Genomic DNA, 18,672 nt, shown 5'->3' with positions numbered 1-18,672 from the left:
GATTTAAATTAGTTGTTTTGCAAAAAAATTGCACTGTGTGTTTTTGTATTTAATGTATTGTAAATGATGTTTTTTGTGTTGTTTTTGTGTTAGTTTTTTATTTCTTCCAGCAATATTATTGCATTATTTGTTTACTTTTGTTATAATAAATGGAAACGCATGAATGATAACGAATTGGTAAATTACACCAAGGAAGAAAGAAAAGCTCATATTTTAAAAGAGATTAACTTACATACCCGAGTGAGTTTCGACACACTTTCTAATCAATTGTTTGTTTCTGAGGATACAATTCGAAGAGATATAAATGAACTTGAATCAGAGTCTTTACTGATTAAGGTGAAAGGTGGTGCTATGACAAAAGCATATCATCATTCTTCGGTAACAAAAACTTACGCAGGTGAATCTAAACAAATAATTGCAAAAAAAACTGTTGGATTGCTTCACGACGGAATGGTTTTGTTAATTGGTGGAGGAACTACAATTAGAGAGTTTATTCGATTAATTCCTAATGATTTAAATCTTACCATTTTTACCGTAACTGTTTTATCTGCAGTTGAACTTTTGGATAAACCTAATGTGAAAGTTATAATGATTGGTGGGAGTATTTCGCCTTATAGTCAAATGTGTGTGAGCGGAGATGTGTATCATCAGTTATCAAGTATTAAGGTTGATTTATTAATTTTAGGAACAAATGCATTAGATGTCAAAGGAGGTTTTTCAGACTCTGATTGGGAAACTGTTCAGGTAAAAAAAGCAATGATTCAGGCTTCTCAAAAAACGGCTATTCTTACAATATCCGAAAAATTGGATACGGTTTTAAAGATGAAAATTGCCAGCTTATCCGAAGTAGATTTTGTAATAACTGAGGTTGATCCTAATCATGAAAAGCTTCAATCGTATAAGCAGGCTGTTCCAAATTTGACTTTTATTTAATCCCAATTTTTTATTAGGAAGTTTATCCAGTTTTGATGGAAGATATTTTTTAAATCTTCTTCTGAATATCCATGGCTTCTAAAGATGAAGACTAATTTTTGTAAATCGGCTATAGTGTTTAAATCATATGGTGTTTGTTCTGTGCCAAATGCGCCATCTAAATCTGAGCCTACGCCAATGTGATTTGCATTTCCTGCCAATTGGCATATGTGGTCCATATGTTTAAAAACGGTTTCGAGATTACATTGCATTCCTAATGGAGTAGAAACACCTCGTTCCCAGTTTGGTACCAACATCCATGCATCTAATGCGCCACCTATAACTGCTCCTCTGGAAATGAGTTCTTTGATTTGATCATCACTATATTGTCTATTATGATTTACTAAGCTTCGGCAATTATTGTGACTTGCCCAAACTGGACCGTTATAGTTTTCTAGGGCTTGCCAAAAAGCATCGTCACATAAATGTGTTGCATCCAGAATAATATTTAAACGTTCCATTTCTTTAAGCAATTCGATTCCGTTTGCGCCCATTTTTCCTGTAGAATCGGTTCCGTTAGCATAACGACCTGGGCCATAATGTGCGGGACCAATAGCTCTTAGTCCGTAATTGTGCGCTTTTTCTACGTATGAAATATCAATAAGGGAATCTGCACCTTCGAGACTTAAAATATAGCCAATAGGTTTTTTGTCGTTTGGAGTGCCATCATTCCATAATTCAATTTGTTTTAGTAATGATTTCTTGTCGGTAATTGCAGTCATTTCGCCTTCCTCTTCCATGCATTTGTACCAAGAGACTTGTGCTTGTGTTTGCGCCCAAGCTTGTTGTGGCGAATTCCAACCAGGAATTTTACTATCGGGTTTAACAAATCGCGCTATTTGAGTAGCTACTACAATCCCGATGTTTCCTTTTCTTAAATCTGGGAATGATACGGTAGCTTTTTCTCTATCTGGTTTGTCATTCATTCCTTTTTCTAAATGACGCAATGTAGATACATCATTTCTTAAATCTCTATTCCATTCCATAGCATTCATGCTTAGGTCTAGATGTGCATCAAATATGAACATAGTGTTGTATTTTATTTTTAAATACTTATTTTTTTATTGCGGGCAAGAACAGTCCATTGATTGTAAATATCTTGCTGAGAGTTTACTACTTGAACTGTTTCGTATAAAGCACAAGTAGGACAAATATGGTAAGGGATTGCATAAATGGTGTCGCCTAGGTTGTATTGTTTGTTTCCTTTGTTTTCGAGAACTAAATGTTCTTCGGAATGCGATATTGGAATTAACTTATCGTCATTTAAAATTGTCAAACGTTTGTCTATTGGGTTTTCTGATGCCACAGATTTATATCCAATATCGATACATAAGGTGTTTTCTGTGGGTTTAGAAATAATTGTTCCTACTAAAACCGCTGCGGGTTTAAAACTCTGTTCAGGTAAATTAGTCTGATAATTAATATCCCAAAATACAAATGTACCTGGGCTAGATTCTACATTTTCCTGAGTGGCATAAAACGGAAATGTATTAGAGCCACCAGCAACAATTTTTAGTTTGTAATCTAGTTTTTGCTCAAGTGTAGAAAGTTTATCTGTTATCTGAGTAAATGAATCTGATGCTTCTTTTGTTCGTTGCTCGATAGTGCCTTTTAAATGGCCATCATAAATATGTAATCCTAAGAAATTGATATTTGGTAATTGGATTATGGCACTGGCTAAATCACTCCAATTGCTTTTAAAATTTATTCCGGTTCTATTCATTCCAGCATTTATATCAAGATAGATATTTAGCTTTAAATTGTAGCTTTTGCCTAACTCGGACAATTCGTTTGCTGTGTCGATATTATCGACAATAGTCGAAAAATTAAGGCGAGGATATTTATGTAGTAAGGTAATCCAGCGTTTTTGTTTTAATCCTGTGGGTTGATAGGCTAATAATATATCAGGAACATTGTGAATGGCACATAATTCGGCCTCGGCAATAGTGGCACATTTTACTTTGTTTATTTGATATTTTTTAAACAAATCAAGAATTTCTCCAAGTTTATGCGTTTTTATATGTGGTCTTAATTTTTGAGTATTCCCATTTACAGATTCAATTAAATGCTCGATATTGTATCGAATACGGTCGATATAAAGCGCTAAAAAAGGAGTGTCAATACGCGTTTCTGGATTTATTTCCCACCAATTATTTCCCATGTCTTTATTTTCTGGTTTTATCAACAATAGCAATTAAATTTTTAAAAGCTTCAAATGATTTATTATAATCTAATTGAGATAACATTTCTTTGGAGAACAAATGAGAGCCAATCCCTACACAAACAACTCCTACTTTAAACCAGGATTTTAAATTGCTTTCCTCTAATGTTACTCCGCCAGTAGGCATCAGTTTTAAATTTGGGAATGGTGCTTTTATAGCTTTTACATAATCAGGACCTCCTATTTTATCAGCAGGAAAAAGTTTAACTATTTCGGCTCCTAATTTATTAGCATGAAGAACTTCGTTTAATGTAGCTGCTCCCGGAATCCAATAAAGATTATTTTTTAAACAATAATTTCCTATTTCTAAATCTGTATGTGGGCATATAATGCAATCTGCACCAAGTTTATGGTACGTTTCGGCATCATTTAAGGTCAGGACAGATCCAACAGCCAATTTTATATCTAGGTTATTTGTGTTTCTAAAATTTACCATTTGGGTAAAAACTTCTTTTGCATCATCAGCACGTGCAGCAAATTCAATGATTTTAATTCCTGAATCTGAAGCAGATTTTAGTATAATCTCGGCAGTTTTAATGCTGATTTGTGTGACTAAAGGAAGTACTCTTTGTGCTTTTAAAATATTATACATTTTGTAATTATGTTTTATCTATTAATTCTATTACTTGAGCCGTATTTGATAAAATGGTTTATTTCTTCGGATGTAGTTATTGCAAAGTCTCCTACTACGCTTTGTTTTATAACGCCACATGCCGTTGCCCAATCTATACATTCTTGTCCTGATAGATTGTTTTTAAGGCTGTAAAGTAATCCTGCGGTAAAGGCGTCTCCTGATCCAATCTGGTCGGTAACTAAATGTATTAGATATTGTTTTGATTCGTAAAATTTACCTTCGTGAAATAACATGCCTGAATACAAATGGGTTTGACCTTCTGATTTTCTGAAGCTCATAGCTAATGTTTTTAGGTAAGGCATTTTTTCTTTTAATAACTGATATGTTTTTTGGAATCGATTAGAATCGGAATCATTTTTGTCTGTTTTAATACCAAAATATATTTCTGTCGAATCTAAATCGGCTACAGTAATTGTGCTGTAATAAAGAAGGTCGGGCATTATTTCTGAAGGACTTTTTCCGTATTGCCATAATTTTGTACGAAAGTTAAAGTCAGAGGATATTGTTAAGCCTTTGTTATGAGCTGCTAATATTGCTTTTTTGCAAACTAAACCAGCCTCATTAGAAACTCCTGGGCTGATTCCAGACCAATGAAAATGGGTTGTATTTTCTAAAACTTTATCCCAATTTATTTCATCTTCGGCAATAGTTGCAAAAGCCGAATTATTACGGTCATAGATTACCTGCGATTGTCTTATCTGATTACCTGATTCGATAAAATATAAGCCAATTCTATCTCCTCCATAAATACAATCTGTGGTATTTACATTGTATTTATGGAGTTCATTTAATGCAAGCTGAGATAGGTCGTTGTTAGGTAAACGAGTTATGTAATTGGTATTTATGCCTAATTGTGAAAGTAGTACACAAACATTTGCTTCGGCTCCTCCTATATGAACCTGCATTTCTTTGGCTTGCGTAAATCGATTGCCATTGGCTATGCCCATTCGTAATAGAAGTTCTCCAAATGTTGCAATTTTTGTTTGTGAGGTATTTGTATTCATAGTTATTATTTTTTTTGCCACTCCCGATAGCTATCGGGATTCACAGATCAAACATTTAATATTTTTTTACCATTAAGATATTAAGAAAATTAAGCTTGACTTCTTAATGAAAATTAGTAGGTTAAGAAAAATTAAGCTTAGATTCTTAATGAAACTTAATGTCTTAATGGTTTAATTAAAAAAATTAATGTTAATCATTGAATCCCGATAGCTATCGGGAGTGACATAACTTTTTTAATATAATTCGAAAATCGCTTCTACCTCAACAGGAATATTATCGGGTAAAGAACCCATTCCTACGGCACTTCTTACTCCGATTCCGTTTTCTTGTCCCCATACCTCAGCAAATAATTCGCTACATCCATTAATAACATAAGGATGACGTAAAAAATCAGAGGTACAATTTACCATTCCGAGTACTTTAATTACTCTTTTTACTGCGTTTAGGCTTTCAAAATTGGTAACAATTGTTGATAACATTGTTAATCCTACTTGTCTAGCTGCTAGTTTACCTTCTTCAATATCCATGTCTTCTCCAATTCTTCCTATGATTAAAGATTTGTCGTCTTTAACAGGACCATGACCAGATAAATATAAATATTTGCCATCGATTAAGAATGGTTTGTATATGCCTAAAGGTTTAGGAGCTGGGGGTAATGTTAGGCCAAGTGATTCAAATTTTTCTTGTGGTAATAAGCTCATAATATTAGTGTATAAAAATGTTTAATATAAAAATAAAAATAATTCCAAGGACGGATACTAATGACTCCATCACTGTCCAGGATTTAATGGTGTCTTTCATGCTGGTGCCAAAGTATTCTTTGAACATCCAGAATCCAGGATCGTTTACATGAGAGCACATCAGGCTACCTGCGCCTATAGAAAGAACCAATAAGTTGGGGTCTAATGATTTTAATTGTAATAAAGGTACTAAAACTCCGGCAGTCATTAAGCCTGCGGCAGTGGCCGATCCAACACAAATTCGTATTAATGCAGCTATTAACCAGGCAAGTAAATAAGGATGAATGTCTATTTGTATTAAAGATTCGACAATGGTTTGGCTTACGCCGCTTACCATCATTACTTCTTTTAAACTTCCGGCTCCACCAATAATAAGTACTATTAATGCAACGTCTTTTATCGCAACTGCATATTTGTCCATAATGGTTTTCATGTTTTTACCTGTACGAAAGCCTAATGTGTAGGTGCAAATGATTAATGAAATTAACATGATAATACTAGGTTCGCCTATAGTTTTGCATAGTAGTTCTACTTGTTCGTTTTTCCAGACTAATGGTAATAAGGAAGTAATCGTTAAACCAAATACTGGAAATAATGAAGAAGCTATACTTGTAAAAAAACTAGGTTTTGTAGCTTGGTTTGTAGGTTCTTCGGTTGGAACAATAGTGTTTTTATCATTAGATTTAATATTCTTAAGCGTGTTAGAGAATAATAAACCTGCAATAAGAATAGTTGGTATAGAAACAATAATACCATAGGTTAAAACCAAGCCAATGTCGGCACTTAAGGTATTGCTTAAAGCCATTGGCGATGGATGGGGAGGTAAAAAACCATGTGCAACCGAAAGTGACGCGAGCATAGGAATACCTATATATACCTTGGGTAGTTTAAACTGATTGGCTACAGAAAATATTAAAGGAACCAAAAGTATAAAGCCTACACTATAAAATAAAGGGATTCCAACAATAAATCCTGTAATCATTAAACCTAATCGTACGTATTTTTCGCCTGTCCATTCCATAACTGTCTTTGCAATTACAGATGCGGCTCCAGAAAAAACGGTAAGTTTACCAATGCAGGTACCAAATATGATAATTAGGGCAATTGAGCCCAGCATATCGCCCAAACCTTTTTGAACGGTTTGTGTTAACGTTATTATTGGCAAACCTAATAGTAGGCCTGCCAATAATGATGTTATAATAAAGGCAATAAATGGGTTGATTTTAAACCAAGTTATTTGTAGCACTAAAAAAATAATGCATGCCGAAAGAATTATAATACTCATTTAATTTACTTATATTATTGTTTATCCCACCACATTCTTGTTGTAAACGCATCGCTGCCCTGACGCTTAACTGCTTCTGCTAAGTTAGCAGAATTAACAGAATATTCGGCAGTTGGATATTTAAAACGCCTTGGTATTGTGCCGTTTGTCACGTTTCCGGGAAAATTTACAGGAGTTAATATTGGGTAGCCAGTTCTTCTCCAGTTTGCATAAACTTCTTGTTCATCTATAAATAAAGCAATCCAGAATTGAGTATGTATCTGATTCATTTTTTGATCAAATGTGCCTCCAGCCAAATATGGATTTGCAGTTAAATATGGGGTTGCATCAGTTATGGCGTAAGAAGGACCGTAAATCACAGCATTTAGGAAAGAAGCTTTTACCGCTTTTTCGTATAAACTTTGGTCAGATTCTCCCACATACCATCCTCTAAGAGCAGCTTCTGCCAGATATAAATTAGTTTCGGCATTGCTAATTATAATAAGAGGAGAGTCAACTTTAAGAACGGTACTTTGGTTTGGTTCAGAATAAGTAGCCTGCTCAATTGGAGTTGGTGCTATTTTAGTTCCGTTTGGAAAACCTTTTTGCACGGCAGGACTTGTATTTTGTACCGTACCTTGCCAAACACCTGAGTATATACTAATTCTTGGATCGTTAGTAGTTTTTAGTATATCAATAAAAGTTTTACTAAGTTTTCCGCCTTCATTGTTTTTTTGTCCGAAAGATGATTTTGCAAAATCAAGATTTATTGGATCTAGAGCAGATGGATTACGGTTTATATCGTTTGGCCCGTCTTTATATTCCATTATGGCATTATCGGCAGCATTAAGGATTACCCCACCTGTAATTGCCTTATTTACCCAAGTTTTAGAAAGCGCAGGGTCAACTTTAGATAATCTCATTCCTAATCGAAGCATTAATGAATATGAAAATTTCTTCCATTTATTAATATCACCATCGTATATTAAATCAGCCTCGCCAAAACTAGGTTTGGATGTGGTTAATGCTGATGCTGCTTCATCTAATTCTTTCAGTAAATCTTTATATATAAATTCCTGACTATCATATTTAGGTAAAAAAAGAAGATCAGAATTTGCTTTTGCAGCTTGAGAGTATGGAACGTCTCCATATAAATCTGTAACACGGTGAAATAGGTAAGCTCTCCAAATTCTGGCAATATTATACCTGTTGATATTTTCTGGATTATCCTTTAGTGTGTTTATTACAATAGTTACTTCGTTTATTGCATTTGGATATATTCGTGCAAAAAAGGCAGAGTAATATACTTCGTTGTCAAGGTATTTGTCTCCTGCTCCTGATGCTTCTTTGTAAGTGGAATAATGTTGCATCATTTGACCACATTCAATAATTGAGGTGAAAAAATAATTATTGTTTAATCCGTCAAGCTGAGATCTGCTAAAAATGAAATTTGGAGTAGGTTTATCTACTGCATTTGGATTTGTATTAGTTTCTTCAAAATCTTTAGTACAAGCTGATATGCTTAATAAAAGGATGCCTGCTATATATAGGGTTGTTATCTTTTTCATGTCTTTTAATTTTTATATTTTAACACTTAAGCTTAAACCAAAACTTCTGGTTCTAGGTACACCAAATTGTTCTATACCTTGAGCATTACCAGCGCTAAAAACTGATTCAGGATCTACGTTTGGAGTTTTCTTATAAAGAATGAATAAATTTCGGGCAACAAATGAAATTGATGCTGATTGAATTACAGAAAGACCTTTAATCTTATTAATAGGCAATTGGTATCCGATAATTACTTGTCTCAATTTTACAAAACTAGCATCATAAACAAATTCAGATGTTATGTTTTTTAATCCGTCATAATACGTTCTTAAGTTTTCAGGAGCAATAACCATATCTACAGTTCCTCCGTTTTTATCAACACCTTTTATTGGTAATCCATTTTCACGTCCTTCCAGAGTAAGTTTTGTAAGTCCCATACGAGTTCCATATAAATCGGTACCAGAATATAGGCTACCTCCAAATTTTGCATCTATCAAAAAGCTAAATGTTATTGCTTTGTATCTAAATTCATTACTAAGTCCTGCTCCCCAAGGATGTACACCTTGACCTAATTCTTCAAGTGGTCCTCTTTCTGTGGTAGCCGAGCCTCCGCTTACATTATAAACAGTGTTTCCATTTGCATCTTTAAGAGGTTTATATCCTTTTATGATACTATATGGTCTGCCAACATCACTTGCAATAATCGCATAATTATTTACAGAAGATGCCATTGTTATAGAGGTTAATTCTTCGGTTAAGGCCTCTACTGTGTTTTTGTTATAAGATCCATTGAAGGTAACATCCCATGAGAAATTTTCTGAACTCATAATTTTTCCATTAATTAAAAGTTCTACACCTTTGTTTCTCATTTTTCCGAGATTTAATAAAGAAGTAGTTGCTCCAGATGCATTGGATATAGTAGTTTCTACAATGTCGTTGGTTGTTTTACGATTGTACCAAGCAAAATCAATGTTCATACGATTATTAAAAAAACCTAAATCTGTACCTATTTCAAATGTTGTTGAGGTTAAAGGGCTTAGAGTAGGGCTAGGTACTCTTGAGCTAGTTGGACCTTGGAGTTGTTGCCCATTATGGCCTCCTTGAATCATAGAGTAAGATGGATTTAATGCGTATGGGTCAGGAGTTGCTCCACCTACTTGTGCCCATGAACCTCTTAATTTTGCAAAAGAAACCCAGCTTGGCATTGTTAATATGTCTGAAACTATTACGCTAGATCCAATAGAAGGGTAGAATACGGTGTTATTATCTTTAGATAGTGTAGAGAACCAATCTTGGCGTCCTGTAAAGTTTAAAAAGAATACATTTTTATAATCTAAATCTATCGCACCGTAAACTGAGTTGGTTTTGGTTTTTCCGTAAGGGTATGTATAGCTTACAGTTTTTAAGTTTGTTAGTGAGTAAAAATCGTCTAGAACAAATCCTGTTCCATCCACTCTTACTTCGTCTCTTAGTGTCGTTCTCGAATTAACTCCTATTAATGAGCTTAAAGAAATTCCTCTGTATATGTTTTTCTTGGTGTAATTAAGTATTGCTTCAGAATTTATATTAGATAATATCATTTTTGAACCCTGAACATAACCATCAGGAGTATTTAAAGATGTTTTAGGGATGTATCCAAAGAATTCATAGTTTGTGTAATCTTGACCAATACGACCTTGTAAAAATAAATCTGGTGTAAAGTTTAACTTTACGTTTGCCATTCCTACAAAACGGTTTTTAGTATCATTATTTTTAATTCTATTCACCACAAATTGAGGATTTGTTGCAACGGGAACAGGGTTCCATGCTACTTCTTTTCCGTTTTCATCATATCCAGGAGCTAAGTTTCTAATGTCTACAGTATTTGCAATTAAGTAAGTTCCCCAGTTTGGGTTTGCTTCAGCATCGGATACAGTTGGTCTGTTGTTTGATTTTTCTAGATTGTATTGTGTTACCACATCAAATTTTAACCAATCAGTTAGATTTACATTACTGGCTAAATTGATTGTTTTGCGATTAAAGTCGGCATTTGGTACAATACCTTCGCTATTCATATTAGAGAATGAAAGACGACCACTTGCTTTGTCGGTACCACCAGATAACGCAATTGAGTTTATATATGTAGTTCCAGGTCTGTAGAAATTTTTAATATTATCTTTTTGTGGGCTATAAGGTCTTTTTACTCCATCAAATTGCACTACATCAGTTCCGTCCATTTTAGCTCCCCAAGACCAGCGTCCGGTAGCTATGGCTTCATTTTGGGTTAAAGGCTTTTTGCCCGCATCTCCAGCTCCATATTCATATTGCCAATCTGGTATTACTGCGGGAGTTTCTAGAGTAAATGATGTGTTATAGTCAATCCCGATACCTTTTTGAGCAGAACCTCTTTTGGTTTGAATCAAGATTACTCCATTAGCAGCATTAGCACCATATAAAGCCGCAGCAGTTCCTCCTTTAAGAACTGTTATAGACTTGATGTCGTCAGGATTTATTAAAGCAGTTCCATCTCCTCTGTCAACATTTAATTTTGGTGAGCCAGGCGCATTTCCGGTTCCAGGTAAATTAAGTTGTGTGTTGTCTATTGGTAAATCATTTACAACATACATAGGTTGATTATTTCCGTTTAAGGAACCATTTCCACGTATTACAACTCTGGTCGAACCGTTTGGTCCTGTTGCTGTACTGCTAACGTTTACTCCGGCAATTTTACCCACCAAAGCATTTGAGATATTAGCTTCTTTCGCTTTGTTAAACTCAGACCCTTTTAGCTCGGTTACTGCATAGGTTAGAGATTTGCTTACTTTTTTAACGCCTAATGCAGTAACAAAAACTTGTTCTAAAACATTTTCAGATGGTTTTAAACTTATAAGTAATTGATTTGTGCCATTTATTTTGGATTCGCTTGTTCCGTATCCCATGTAGTTAACGACAACAAAACTTTCACTTTCAGGAACATTTAGTTTAAAGTTTCCGTTTTCATCAGTAATCGTTGCTATTCGGTTATTGCTTTTTGCGTATACGGTTGCTCCAGCAATTGGCATTCCGTCATCTTGACCTACTACTTTACCAGTTATCTCAATTTGACTCGTGCTTTGTTCTAAGGAATGCTTTTTTATTGCATTTTCATGTGCGTTTATTGTTAGGCTCATTCCTCCAATAAATACTAAAGATAATAATTTGGTTTTCATAATTTTCTGGTTTTCATTGTTTTGTGGTTTGGTTGGTTATTTGTTTGTGGTCAAATATATATAATTTATTCTCACGATTTGAAATATTTTTGCAATATTTTGCAAAAATATTGCAATATTTTTTTGTTTAATGTTTTTTTATTCCCAAAAGTGTGGTGTTTGTTGAGTTGAATGAGTTTTAAGAAATAATCTATTTGGAGTTAAAGTCGAATGAGCTGATTTATTTTAAAAAAGAGTATTTTTACAATATGAAAATTGCATTAATTCAAACAGATCTATACTGGGAAAGCCCAGAAAAAAACCGAAATTATTTCGAACAAAAGATTCATGAAATTAGCGAAGCTGTTGATTTGATTGTGCTTCCCGAAATGTTTTCTACAGGATTTACTATGAATCCTTCTAGTGTTGCCGAAACAATGCAAGGAGAAACCGTTGAGTGGATGAGTTTATTAGCTAGAGCTACAAAAAGGGCAATTACCGGAAGTTTGGTAATCGAGGAGAATGGGGAGTTTTATAATAGGTTATTATTTGTTTTTCCCTCAGGAGAAACAAAATATTATGATAAGCGACATTTGTTTACTCTTGCAGGAGAAGATAAAGTGTATACCAAAGGAGATCAGAAACTAATTGTAGATTATTTAGGATGGAAAATATGTCCGCTAATTTGTTATGATCTTAGATTTCCTGTTTTTTCTAGAAATACAGAATCCTATGATTTGCTATTATATGTAGCCAATTGGCCTAAAATACGCACTAATGCATGGGATACATTATTAAAAGCGCGTGCTATCGAAAACATGTGTTATTCGGTAGGAGTAAACAGAATTGGTTTAGATTATCATGGATATGAGCACATTGGGCACTCACAAGTAATAGATTTTCTTGGAGAATATTTAATTACTCCCCAAGAAATAGAAGGTGTTTTTATTACGGAATTAGATAAAGAAAAAATGTACGAAACAAGAAAAAAACTTGATTTCCTGAATGATAAAGATCAATTTATAATCCAGGGATTATAGATTATTTCTTTTTATCGGTTTTCTTTTTGTCTGTTTTTTTATCAGATTCTGGATTATAAGGAATGCTTAGATCAAAAACTTGATCAACATCCCAATTGGCTCTAACGTCGATTTCTTTTGAGAAATAAATAACCTCTTCAGCATATCTTTTTTCTAAAAAATTTCCTGGATCATACTGCTTGTTTTTATTATCGTCATAAATCGCACGAAGAGTAAATAAGCTTGGCTCCAAGAGGTCAAATTCTATTTTAGTATTACCTTCAGTGTATTCAGTCGCAAGAACCGTTTCTCCTTTTTGATTTGTTAATTCAATGATTATAGGGAACCGTTTTGCATTCTGTAAATTAAGGATTAGATTTCCGTAATCAGCAGGAGCTTTTGTTGTTAAAGTATATTTTAAAGTGTCATTTGTTTTTTCGTAAAAATCAATCAATGCTCCAGGCAAAAGAGTAAATGAATATTTTTCAGAAGGTTCTTTTTTGAAGTCAAAGAATAGACGTTGATCAAAATCATCATATTCAGTTTTAAAAGGAACTGCGACAGAATCTTTGTTTATTAGTTTTATTTTTGATTCATCAAAACGAACCAAAGGAGTTCCGCTTTCTAATGTAAATCGGTCTCTAAAATGGATAATTCCACTTTGCAGCGCATTAATATGTAAAGTATCTTTCTTTTGATCTTTTATCTTAAAAGAGTAATTCTTTTTGTAGTTGTCTTTGGTGATTTCCATCGATAGAGAATCGACTTTTAGAGGTTTGTACCATACCTGAAGTGAATCTTTTTTAGGAAATTGAGTAACAATTGTTGGGAGAATTTCTCCGTTGTTCTTTAAGATAATCTTAGGCCTGGAGTTCTTAAAATTTTGTTTTCCATCGTAACCTACAACCAGTCTGTTTCCTGAAACCTGAGCAGGTTTATGTGTTTTTAAAGGTAGTACTTCTTTAAATAATTCTAATTCATAAATAGTATCATTAGGTATTGTAATAGGATGTTTTATAAATCCTATTTTGTCATCCTTAGGGTTGAATTTATTGTTATTTCCTTTGTCTTTTAGAGCAACCAGAAGATATTTTCCAGCCTTTAGATTCTCTAATCTAAACGTCTTTAAACTATCTAATGTGTTGGTAATATATCGTGGATTTTCCTTGTAAACAACCGAATCTTTATAAGTGTCGTTTATTTCATAAAGCATTACAGATACAAATGAGTCTGATTGTTTATCATGTGCATCTTTTATTTTTCCACCAAGAGCCAAGGAGTCTATATAGCTTCCTGTAGAAAAAATGTACTTAAATTGGTTATACGGATTTCCCTCATTATTATCGGTAATACTTTGCCCAAAATTAAAACTATAGGTAGTATTAGGTTGTAAAGTGTCGTTTATTTTTATAGTGATGTATTTGCTCGCCGTTGTAGGATTTATGAGAGGTTCATGCTTCATTGGTGGCGAAATAATCAATTGTTTATTCGCGTTTTTAATTTTTACATACTCATCAAATGTCAATTTTATAGTATTGCCTTTAAATTCGGTACTAAAATTTTTAGGAACACTAGATAATAAAACAGGTGCAAGGGTGTCTTTTAATCCTCCGGTTATGCTTCCGCGTTTGGCGCAACTTACCATTAATAAGGTCAATAAAAAGAAAATATATTTTAAGTTGCTTTTCAACATAATCGGTTTAGATTTTTATTGCACAAAATAACAATTATATTTGCTTTAATCGAAATTTTTTATCGAATTATTGGGAGTTGTTACTTTGGATTAAAATAAAGGTAAGCTAGATTTACCTCAAATTATTTATAGATAAACCTGTTTGTATTCTTTCGCTAAAATAAAATGTATCCTTACATTTGACAGTAAATTTAATTTAGAATATTTTGAAACTTCGCGTTGTCTTTAGTGTTTTGTTTTTATTATTGATTTCATGTAATAAACAAGAAAAACCAGTTGCAGCTTTTTATTATTGGAAAACCATCTTTAAATTATCTACAGTAGAGAAGGAAGCTTTGCAGCAAAATAATATCAGTAAGGTTTATATTCGATATTTTGATGTCGATTTACACCCAAAAACTCAAGAAGCATTTCCGCTGAGTCCAATTCATTTCGAAAATAAAACAGAAAACTTAACGATAGTCCCAGTGGTATACATCAAAAATAAAGTGATGTTAAAAAAAGGAATTGATGTTGATAATCTGGCTAAAAAAACATTTGATTTTATCGAGTTAATAAACAAGAAAAATGGAATCTCGTGTCAGGAAATTCAAATCGATTGTGATTGGACATTGGCGAGTAAGTCAAATTATTTAAAATTTATAGAAACTTTCAAGAAGATATCTCATAAAAAGCTTTCGGCTACAATACGTTTACATCAGGTAAAATATTTTGAAAAGACTAAAATTCCAAATGTAGACAGGGGAGTTTTAATGTATTATAATATGGGGACAATTGCGCCAGATTCTCTTAATTCAATTTACGACAGAAGAGTTGCGCAGCGATATATAAAAAGTTTAAAAAAATATCCTTTACCGCTTGATTTTGCCTTGCCAATTTATTTTTGGGCGGTACATATCCGAGACAATAAAGTAATAGGATTAAAAAGTAAAATGAATGTAGAAGAATTGCAAAATGATGCTAATTTTGTACTAAGTCGTAAAAAATATTTCACTGTAAAGAACTCAAATTATAAAAATGGGACTTTTTACAAGCAAGGCGATATTTTAAAAATGGAGATAATATCGAGGGATGATTTGCTGGAAATGGCTTCTGATTTAGAAGAGAATACAGCTCAATATCCAAAAGAAATTATTTTTTACGACTTAGATGAATTCAATTTAAAAAATTATGAAAAAAATGTTTTTAAACAAGTTCTTTCTTGTTTCTAGTGGTGTTTTATTGTTTGCTTACGGTATAATTTATGCTTGCGGAGGCGGTGACGATTGGGGAATGGGGTATAGTTCTAATTTTACTCCCGAAACTTTTGTTGAGAAATCATACAGACCATTGTTTTTATCAGGAGAAGTTTTTTACGGAATCGGTTTCGATACTGAACATAATTCTAGATTTAATGAAGATATTAAATCAGATTGGAATGCCTATTTAAAAACTAAAGTTGATACAGCTACAGTAAGTTATTTTTTAATAGGGGATAATACGTCAAGTTATTCGTATGATAGAGAAAAAGCTTCAAAATATAAGGGAGAAATTGAGCAACTTCACGTTTTTTTTAAAAATAAAAAAGCGAATCAGTCTTCTTTAAAATGGGGTAAAAAAATAAACCTGAAAGATGATAAAACGAAAGCTTTTATTGAGTTTTTGTATTTGGCACAAAAGATAGAAACAGTTTCGGTTGGAGAAAATTATTGGAGTTATGAGCCAAGGGTAGCTGATACTTTTGATGATTTTAAAATGATCCAATCTATCGAAAATGTTTATAATACGATATCAGATCCGTTCCTGAAAAACAGATATTGGTTTCTTACCATGAAAGCCTATTTTTATAGTAGTAATAAGCAAAAAGCAATTGCATTTTTTAATAAAACAGAAGCATCAGTTCCTAAAAATGTATTGTATTATCGTGCGCTTGCTTATGTGGCAGGAATAAATCACCAACAAGGTAGATATCCAGTATCTAATTATTTATACGCACAAGTATTTGATAAATGTCCAGAATTGAGAGTTGTTACAGCATATAGTTTTCGCCCAGAAAACGAAGCAGATTGGAATAAATCTTTGGCTATGGCCAAAAATAATAAAGAAAAAGCGGCACTTTGGGCAATTCATGGATATTATAAAGATGAAGCGCAAGCAGTTGATAAAATTTATCAATTAGATCCTAAAAATCAACACTTAAATTATTTGCTTACAAGATTGGTTAATCAACAAGAGCAAGGAATTAATAATTCATTTGAGTTGGCTAAAGTTAATTCTGAGGGTTCTACGGATTATAGTGCACCTGCAATAAAACAAACTGTTGCTGAAAATAAGAAAGGAAATCAGGCTAAAATTGATGTAAAAGCATTCGATTTAGTGTCTAAAATAGCTGCAACAGGAAATACAGAAAAACCGTATTTGTGGGATATTGCGCTAGGGTATTTGCAAACATTAAAAGGAGAGTTTGCTAAAGCAGATGAGAATTTTACGAAAGCAGAAAAAACAATGCCTAAAACAGAATTGGCTAATAATCAGCTTAGATTACTTCGTTTTGTAAATAATATGAGTAAAATCGATAAGCTAACTTCTAAAAATGAAAAAACAATCCTTAAAGATTTAAATTGGTTATATCAAGAGCTTCCAAAGCAAAAGGTAGGTGATTTTCGCTATGAAAACGCTTCTAGTTGGAGTAAAACGTATTTGATGACACTTTATACAGAGCAGAAAGATTATGTAATGGCAGAATTGTTTGCAAATACTTCGGCTTATGGTTATTGGGGAGCAGGAAATTCTTTTTATGATGTCGAAAAGAATTTATTAGGGATGAAAGCATTTTTGGCTAAGCCAAATAAAACTGAAATAGAAAAAATAGGATATAGTATTTATAATTTGAATTTAAATAATATTAATAATTTCCAAGCAATACAGGCAACGTATCAAAATAAAATTCCAGAAGCAATTGCTTTTATGCAACAAACAGATACATTGCAAAATAAGGTTTTTTACGGAAATCCATTTAATGGAAATATAAAAGATTGTCATGATTGTGATCATACAGCATTCCAGAAAAAGAAATATTCTCAGATAGAGTTTTTAACGACTATAAAAACGATGCAAGATAAACTTGCTAAAAATGAAGATGTATATACGAATAGCTTATTGCTTGGGAATGCATTTTATAATATTACACATTTCGGAAACGGGAGAAGTTTTTATGAAATCGGAATTGTAGGGTATGGTTCAAGTCCGTATTCATTTAGAGATTCTATGAAAAAAATGATTACAAATTGCTCGGTTCCTAAAATGTATTATCAAAAAGCACTTGAAGCTGCTGCAACAAAAGAGCAAAAAGCAAAATGTGTTTATATGTTGGCAAAATGCGAGCGAAATGAATATTATAATAAAAAGTATAATTCGGCAAAAAATTGGTGGGATATTCCAGAAGATAAGATTAATTTTTTAGCGTGGAATAGTTTTAAAATGTTGAAAAAAGATTATTCGGATACGAAATACTATCAAGACGTAATTGCCGAATGTGGTTACTTTAATACATACGTTAATCAATAAAAAGAATCTGTAATTTTTTAAATCAATTTAAGATGATGAATAAAATAGAACATATAGGAATTGCAGTTAAAGATTTAGAAGTTTCAAATCTTTTGTTTGAAAAGCTTTTCGGAGTCCCTGCATATAAATCAGAAGCAGTAGAAAGCGAAGGAGTGATAACTTCATTTTTTCAAAACGGACCAAATAAAATAGAGCTTCTGGCAGCAACAAACCCAGAAAGTCCGATTGCTAAGTTTTTGGAGAAAAAAGGAGAAGGGATTCATCATATAGCTTTTGATGTAACGGATATCATTGCTGAAGTGGAGCGTTTAAAAAATGAAGGTTTTGTTGTTTTAAATGAAACTCCAAAAAAAGGAGCAGACAATAAATTGGTAGTTTTTTTGCATCCCAAAAGCACAAATGGAGTTTTGATTGAGTTATGTCAGGAAATTAAATAATTTTAGAGTATTTAATGCGTAAGTTAGAGGTTTAATAATCAGGTAGTTTTGATTTTGTTGAAATTATTAACGAAATTAATGTAAAAATCACCCCCAAATATTTGCTACAAATGAAAAATAGTAGTAATATTGCAACCTCAAAACCGGTCCTATAGCTCAGCTGGTTAGAGCACCTGACTCATAATCAGGTGGTCCCTGGTTCGAGCCCAGGTGGGACCACAGTCTAAATTAGAAAAGCCTTTACAGTAATGTAAAGGCTTTTTTTGTAGATAAAAGTTTTTTAGGTTTCAAAAAACAGGATCAGGTGCAAAAGTTGGGGATTAAGCAAAAAGATTAGATAATCTGAATAAGAAGAAATCAATATTTCTTACACCTCTAAATTGGCTTCTAAATGCTTTTATTTTTGCATTAAAAGATTCGGCAGAA

The 18,672-nt window shown here is 32.9% G+C and carries 14 protein-coding genes and 1 tRNA gene; 6 read left to right on the top strand and 9 right to left on the bottom strand.

Annotated features, from left to right (window positions below):
- Window positions 1-159 precede the first annotated feature (159 nt).
- The gene (locus SHI72_RS19535) at window positions 160-933 is read left to right on the top strand and encodes a DeoR/GlpR family DNA-binding transcription regulator (RefSeq protein ID WP_323491111.1); all 774 of its coding nucleotides are present in this window, start codon (window positions 160-162) and stop codon (window positions 931-933) included.
- Here SHI72_RS19535 and SHI72_RS19530 read toward each other — a convergent pair.
- The 8 genes from SHI72_RS19530 to SHI72_RS19495 form a co-directional block, all read right to left on the bottom strand.
- Window positions 930-2,000: a dipeptidase gene (locus SHI72_RS19530; protein ID WP_323491110.1), complete on the bottom strand. Its 1,071-nt coding sequence runs from the start codon at window positions 1,998-2,000 to the stop codon at window positions 930-932. The genes SHI72_RS19535 and SHI72_RS19530 overlap by 4 nt on opposite strands.
- 17 nt (window positions 2,001-2,017) lie before the next feature.
- Window positions 2,018-3,133: a D-TA family PLP-dependent enzyme gene (locus SHI72_RS19525; RefSeq protein WP_323491109.1), complete on the bottom strand. Its 1,116-nt coding sequence runs from the start codon at window positions 3,131-3,133 to the stop codon at window positions 2,018-2,020.
- A 4-nt stretch (window positions 3,134-3,137) separates the two neighbouring features.
- Window positions 3,138-3,785: an aldolase gene (locus SHI72_RS19520; protein ID WP_323491108.1), complete on the bottom strand. Its 648-nt coding sequence runs from the start codon at window positions 3,783-3,785 to the stop codon at window positions 3,138-3,140.
- A gap of 14 nt (window positions 3,786-3,799) precedes the next feature.
- Entirely contained in the window at window positions 3,800-4,831 is a 1,032-nt protein-coding gene (locus SHI72_RS19515; protein WP_323491107.1) for a sugar kinase, read from the bottom strand.
- Between the two features lie 234 nt (window positions 4,832-5,065).
- Window positions 5,066-5,533, bottom strand: a complete 468-nt coding sequence (locus SHI72_RS19510; RefSeq protein ID WP_039118012.1) for a RidA family protein — start codon at window positions 5,531-5,533, stop codon at window positions 5,066-5,068.
- A 4-nt stretch (window positions 5,534-5,537) separates the two neighbouring features.
- Window positions 5,538-6,857 carry a gluconate:H+ symporter gene (locus tag SHI72_RS19505; protein ID WP_323491106.1) on the bottom strand — a complete coding sequence of 440 codons (1,320 nt, stop codon included), beginning with the start codon at window positions 6,855-6,857 and terminating at the stop codon, window positions 5,538-5,540.
- 14 nt (window positions 6,858-6,871) lie between these two features.
- A complete protein-coding gene (locus SHI72_RS19500) occupies window positions 6,872-8,404 on the bottom strand; it encodes a SusD/RagB family nutrient-binding outer membrane lipoprotein (protein WP_323491105.1) in 1,533 nt (510 codons plus the stop codon).
- A gap of 12 nt (window positions 8,405-8,416) precedes the next feature.
- Window positions 8,417-11,572: a SusC/RagA family TonB-linked outer membrane protein gene (locus SHI72_RS19495; protein ID WP_323491104.1), complete on the bottom strand. Its 3,156-nt coding sequence runs from the start codon at window positions 11,570-11,572 to the stop codon at window positions 8,417-8,419.
- A 248-nt stretch (window positions 11,573-11,820) separates the two neighbouring features.
- On the opposite strand from SHI72_RS19495, the gene SHI72_RS19490 reads away from it, so the two are divergent.
- Window positions 11,821-12,591 (top strand): nitrilase family protein, encoded by a 771-nt coding sequence (locus SHI72_RS19490; RefSeq protein WP_039113107.1) that lies wholly within the window; start codon window positions 11,821-11,823, stop codon window positions 12,589-12,591.
- A gap of 1 nt (window position 12,592) precedes the next feature.
- Here SHI72_RS19490 and SHI72_RS19485 read toward each other — a convergent pair whose 3' ends face one another.
- A complete protein-coding gene (locus SHI72_RS19485) occupies window positions 12,593-14,263 on the bottom strand; it encodes an Ig-like domain-containing protein (RefSeq protein ID WP_323491103.1) in 1,671 nt (556 codons plus the stop codon).
- A 206-nt stretch (window positions 14,264-14,469) separates the two neighbouring features.
- On the opposite strand from SHI72_RS19485, the gene SHI72_RS19480 reads away from it, so the two are divergent.
- From SHI72_RS19480 to SHI72_RS19465, 4 genes are all read left to right on the top strand, one after another.
- Window positions 14,470-15,474: a hypothetical protein gene (locus tag SHI72_RS19480; protein WP_323491102.1), complete on the top strand. Its 1,005-nt coding sequence runs from the start codon at window positions 14,470-14,472 to the stop codon at window positions 15,472-15,474.
- Window positions 15,434-17,809 (top strand): hypothetical protein, encoded by a 2,376-nt coding sequence (locus tag SHI72_RS19475; RefSeq protein WP_323491101.1) that lies wholly within the window; start codon window positions 15,434-15,436, stop codon window positions 17,807-17,809. The genes SHI72_RS19480 and SHI72_RS19475 overlap by 41 nt, the downstream gene beginning before the upstream one ends.
- A gap of 35 nt (window positions 17,810-17,844) precedes the next feature.
- The gene (gene mce / locus SHI72_RS19470; RefSeq protein ID WP_081912417.1) at window positions 17,845-18,246 is read left to right on the top strand and encodes a methylmalonyl-CoA epimerase; all 402 of its coding nucleotides are present in this window, start codon (window positions 17,845-17,847) and stop codon (window positions 18,244-18,246) included.
- 145 nt (window positions 18,247-18,391) lie between these two features.
- Window positions 18,392-18,465 (top strand) — tRNA-Ile (locus SHI72_RS19465).
- Window positions 18,466-18,672 lie beyond the last annotated feature (207 nt).

The organism is Flavobacterium sp. PL02 (genome assembly GCF_035013205.1).
Classification (GTDB): Bacteria; Bacteroidota; Bacteroidia; order Flavobacteriales; family Flavobacteriaceae; genus Flavobacterium.
This window is presented reverse-complemented; position numbering and strand designations above follow the sequence as displayed.